The sequence below is a fragment of the Endozoicomonas sp. SESOKO2 genome (assembly GCF_024606245.1).
In the GTDB taxonomy this organism is placed as follows: Bacteria; Pseudomonadota; Gammaproteobacteria; order Pseudomonadales; family Endozoicomonadaceae; genus Endozoicomonas_A.
In genome coordinates, this window is record NZ_JAHHPQ010000078.1 from 1 (window position 1) to 5,211 (window position 5,211).

3 protein-coding genes are annotated in these 5,211 nt (G+C 45.6%); 2 read left to right on the forward strand and 1 reads right to left on the reverse strand.

All coding sequences use genetic code 11. The features are described from left to right. Positions 1-526 precede the first annotated feature (526 nt). The gene (locus tag KDK17_RS02070; protein WP_257279996.1) at positions 527-931 is read right to left on the reverse strand and encodes a hypothetical protein; all 405 of its coding nucleotides are present in this window, start codon (positions 929-931) and stop codon (positions 527-529) included. 1,001 nt (positions 932-1,932) lie between these two features. On the opposite strand from KDK17_RS02070, the gene pflB reads away from it, so the two are divergent. Then, the gene (pflB, locus tag KDK17_RS02075; protein WP_257279995.1) at positions 1,933-4,215 is read left to right on the forward strand and encodes a formate C-acetyltransferase; all 2,283 of its coding nucleotides are present in this window, start codon (positions 1,933-1,935) and stop codon (positions 4,213-4,215) included. Positions 4,216-4,344: 129 nt separating this feature from the next. After that, positions 4,345-5,076 (forward strand): pyruvate formate-lyase-activating protein, encoded by a 732-nt coding sequence (pflA, locus tag KDK17_RS02080; protein ID WP_257279994.1) that lies wholly within the window; start codon positions 4,345-4,347, stop codon positions 5,074-5,076. Positions 5,077-5,211 lie beyond the last annotated feature (135 nt).

Here is a 5,211-nt window from a genome sequence, read left to right on the forward strand (position 1 = left end):
GCGCTTCTTCGCCCGGAGTGGCATGGAGCTTGATGATATTGCCAGAATGGTCGTTGACTGGATGGTGCGCGAAGGGAACTGGGTTGTCTGTCTGGATCGCACCCACTGGGACTTTTTGAGTCACAACCTCATGATCCAGATGCGAAAGCGTCACTGAGAATTGCCGCAGTCTGGAATATTCCGGTAGCCTGCAAGCATAACTCTGCTGAACTTATGTTGTCTTCAGAAATGATAGGTCAGAGTTAGGAAATAAAGATTTCATATTGTGAGTGTTATCTGAAGTCCAGACCTTTTTAATTAATAAAACGCTTTTTCTTATGCCTGGAAAAGGTAGGCGATGCTCAAATCAAGCTCTCACTCGTCTGTGCTGGAAATTAGGTTGGTAAGAAAAAGACCTGTTTATGAACAGATTTTGTGGAGATTTATCACGATTATGGTGGCTCTAAATAACAACTCATAAAAAACTGCCCGTAAAAAACATTACGGGCAATTAGTTTATGATGTGATTCCGGGAAGCTGGCAGCCTTTATAGGCTGGCTGAATCTCCGCTTCCGTTACCAGCAGCGGGTTCGTAGTGACGACGTTTTTTATAGGTCACTTTGGGTGAGCACGTCGTTTTTTGCTCTTCAATGATGCTTTGGCACTCAATTGGTTTTTGAGGTGTCGTTCTGATTGAGTAATTTTGGTGTCGTTGATGTTGAGTTAAAGGTTGTCTGTTTGGCTCAGACTGAAAATCAAGCTCATTATCATTAAAGTGATTACTCTCACCAGACGGTGAATCCTGATTCTGGTCTTCCGATTCCTGCATGTTCAAACGCATTCTATAAGGATGACCATAGCCTCTTCTCCTGCGAGGTTTGTGCGACTTTGGCTCAGGTGGTTTCAAGCCGGTAAACTGCTCATAAACAGTGGCGTAAATATATTTGCTCATTACTGTCTCCAGAGGAGATTCGTCCCGGAAAGATTGGTTTGTTTATTTATAAGACGATGATATTAAATCTCCACTAGCCCATGTATAGGTAACAATACCTAAATAAACAAGGCGTTATCCAGAAGCTGGAAATGGAGTGTTGGATCGTTTTGTTAACGTTGCATCAGTCTTATGGCCATGTGTATGGCCGGGGTTGATATGAAACTTCTACTACGGCGCATCAATGTTTGGAGGGAAGGATAGCAGTCGGTGGTTTTTAAGGTTGTTTATTTAAATAATATTTTTGCATTTTGAAAATTTGTTAATAACTAATTAATTAAATTGGATTTTAAAAACGATTATATTAACAAATTAGCAGCTCTAAAGTTGATTTGATTATATAGCTATAAATCCTATATATGAATAAATTTTAGAAATAACTCTGTATGGGTAAGTTTGTTTTTTTTTGCATTTGATTGTTATGTTCTGATTAAGCTGTTTTGTGTAAAGATATGCTACCTTGTCATTCATAAAGTTGTTTGTGGTCGTATAAGTTGTTACCAGGGAGGCAAGCGTTCGATTGATATCTTAATAAGTATTGGACACTATAGTGGGAAGTGTTTAGTTAATATATTTTGTAATTCAGTGAGCAGCAGTTTTTATCGAACAGAAAGACTGTCGTAATGATGCCGCTGTGTAGGTTGGTTGTCGTTATATATCAGGTCGAGGTCGGTTTTTGATGAGGCTCGAGACAGATAGTCATTCCCTTTCTGTTTGCCCAAATGGTTACTTTTGCCATGATGATGGGTTCTGTAAAAGTTATAGGGTCTCCTTCATGGCTTGGGTGGTGCGGCTTGTCATGAGCCAGGTTTTCTGATGACTGATTTGTTCTGAGAAGTTTTTATCCGGGATGGACGAAAAACGTTTTGAATCACCCGGAGTTATTTATATTTCGATGTGACAATTCTCCTGTCACATCAACTCTTTCTTCACGGATTTTCAAACACGAGGAGTTGCCATCAATGAGCGCACAAGCCAAAGACCTACCAGCAGGATGGGCGGGATTTGCCCGGGGTGAGTGGACTGAAAGCATCAATGTCCGGGATTTCCTCCAGAAGAACTACACCCCCTATGAAGGAGGGGACGACTTTCTTGCCGACGCCACCGAAGCCACCAGTCGACTCTGGGACGATGTTATGGAGGGTATCAAGGAAGAGAACCGCACACATGCCCCCATCGATTTTGATCACGACCTGCCTTCAACTATTACTTCACACCAGGCCGGATACATACAAAAAGATCTCGAGAAGATTGTTGGTCTGCAGACTGATAAGCCTCTTAAGAGGGGTATGATTGCCAATGGTGGTATTCGCATGGTGGAAACTTCCTGTAAAGTATATGGAAAGATGCTGGATCCCATGGTGAAGAAGATCTTCACTGAGTACCGGAAAACCCATAATGCTGGTGTATTTGACGTTTACACGCCTTCTATCCGAAACTGCCGTAAGTCCGGTGTAATTACCGGTCTTCCAGATGCCTACGGTCGCGGACGTATTATAGGTGACTACCGACGTATAGCATTGTACGGTATTGATCGTCTTGTAGAAGACAAGAAAGTACAACATAGCGAGCTGGATTCTACGCTGGAATCCGGAGAGAATCTGGAGCAGACCCTTCAACTGCGTGAAGAGATCATGGAACAGATCCGTGCCCTGATGCAGATAAAAGAGATGGCTGCCGACTATGGCTGTGATATCAGTCAGCCAGCAATAACAGCCCGGGAGGCGGTTCAATGGACTTACTTTGGTTACCTCGCGGCTGTTAAATCCCAGAATGGTGCGGCCATGTCTCTGGGACGTACAGCTACTTTCCTGGACATTTATATCCAGCGTGACTTGGAAACTGGCAAGATCACTGAAGTTGATGCCCAGGAACTGATCGACCACTTCGTGATGAAACTGCGTATGGTTCGTTTCCTGCGTACGCCAGAGTACGACGAACTGTTCTCCGGCGATCCCATATGGGCGACAGAATCTATTGGTGGTATGGGTCTGGATGGTCGTACGCTGGTCACCAAGAACAGCTTCCGGTTCTTGCATACGCTTTACACCATGGGTCCATCACCAGAGCCTAACATTACGGTGCTCTGGTCTGAGGCTCTGCCCCGGGGTTTTAAGGAATTCTGTGCCAGGGTATCCATTGATACCAGCTCCATTCAATACGAGAATGACGATCTGATGCGTCCTGACATGGACAGTGATGATTATGCCATTGCCTGCTGTGTATCGCCGATGATTGTGGGTAAGCAGATGCAGTTCTTTGGTGCTCGTGCCAATCTGGCCAAAACTCTGCTGTACGCCATTAATGGTGGTGTGGATGAGAAGCTGAAGGCTCAGATAGGCCCGAAGGTTCCCCCAATTACGGATGACGTTTTGGATTACGACACTGTTTACGCGAGCATGGATCATTTAATGGATTGGCTGGCGACTCAGTACGTCACGGCTCTGAATGCTATTCACTACATGCATGATAAGTACTCCTATGAGGCGTCTCAGATGGCGCTTCATGACCGTGATGTGGTTCGTACCATGGCCACCGGTATTGCGGGTTTGTCTGTTGCGGCAGACTCTTTGTCAGCGATCAAGTATGCCAGGGTTAAGCCGGTTCGTGACGAAGACGGTCTGGCGATAGACTTTGAGATCGAAGGCGATTACCCCAAGTTCGGGAACAACGAAGAGCGTGTTGATGCGATTGCCTGTGAGCTGGTAGAAACTTTCATGAAAAAAGTGGCTTCACACAAAACTTATCGTAATGCGATCCCAACCCAGTCTATTCTGACCATTACTTCCAACGTGGTATACGGTAAGAAGACTGGCAATACGCCAGACGGTCGTCGTGCAGGTCAACCGTTTGGCCCGGGCGCTAACCCAATGCATGGTCGTGATACCAGTGGTGCGATAGCGTCTTTGAGTTCTGTCGCCAAGCTGCCATTCTCTTATGCTAAAGATGGTATTTCCTACACCTTCTCTATCGTCCCTAAAGCATTGGGCAAAGATGGAGATGGCCGTCGTCGCAATTTGGTCGGCTTGATGGATGGTTATTTCCATCATGAAGTTGGTCGGGAGGGAGGACAGCACCTGAACGTGAACGTCCTTAACCGTGAAATGCTGGAAGATGCTGTAGAAAATCCAGACAAGTATCCTTCTCTGACCATTCGCGTGTCAGGTTACGCCGTGCGTTTCAACTCTTTGACTCCCGAGCAGCAAAGAGATGTCATTGCCCGTACCTTTACAGCAACCCTTTAGACCTTCCGGGCATTAAGTGACAGAGGCCGGCACTTTGCCGGCCTTGTTTGTAGGATATTTTTATTCTGAAAATTGAATCTTCCCAAGGGCTGCATATCAGGTATTTGTCTGTTTGAGTTGGGGTCATTTATGGCAATTGGACGTGTTCACTCTCTGGATTCATTTGGAACTGTCGACGGTCCGGGTATCCGTTACCTGGTCTTTATGCAGGGCTGCCTGATGAGATGCCGTTATTGTCACAACCGGGATACCTGGAATCTTCGTGAAGGCGGGGAGCTGAAAAGCCACAAAGAAGTGTTTCGGGAAATCAAAAAAGTTAAAAGCTTTCTTTCTGGTGGGGTGACCGTTACCGGCGGTGAGCCTGTTTTGCAGGCAGAGTTCGTTGCTGAACTGTTTGATGAGTGTCGTAAGGAAGGCATTCATACCTGTCTTGATACTAACGGCTTTGCCAAACACATTAACGATGATGTAATCCGCCTGTTAAATAATACCGATCTGGTGCTCCTGGATATCAAGCATATGGATGAAGAGATGCATCATAAGCTGACCTATGTCACCGGCAGTCATACCCGCGACTTTGCTCGATATCTGGCCGAGATTAACAAGCCTGTCTGGATTCGTTACGTCGTAGTCGATGGTTACACAGTCGAACCTCAATATGCTCGAATGTTAGCTGAGTTTATCGAACCCATGAAAAACGTTGAGAAGGTTGAGATATTGCCTTATCACAGTCTGGGGGTTCATAAGTGGGATTTATTAAACGACACTTATGAATTGGAAAAAGTGACTCCCCCCAGCAGAGAACAGCTTGATTTGATCCGGGATGAGTTTACTGTGCGTGGGGTTGTGGCGGCCTATTAAAGTCCTCCCAACGAACATCCTGTTCGGGGAGTATAAGATCGGAATGGCCTTGCCCGGAAGGAGAAGGCCATGACAGTGAGCTTCTAGCAGCCTGTCGGACTTAAGGCTGTCCTACTGCGGTTGCAATAAATTGGT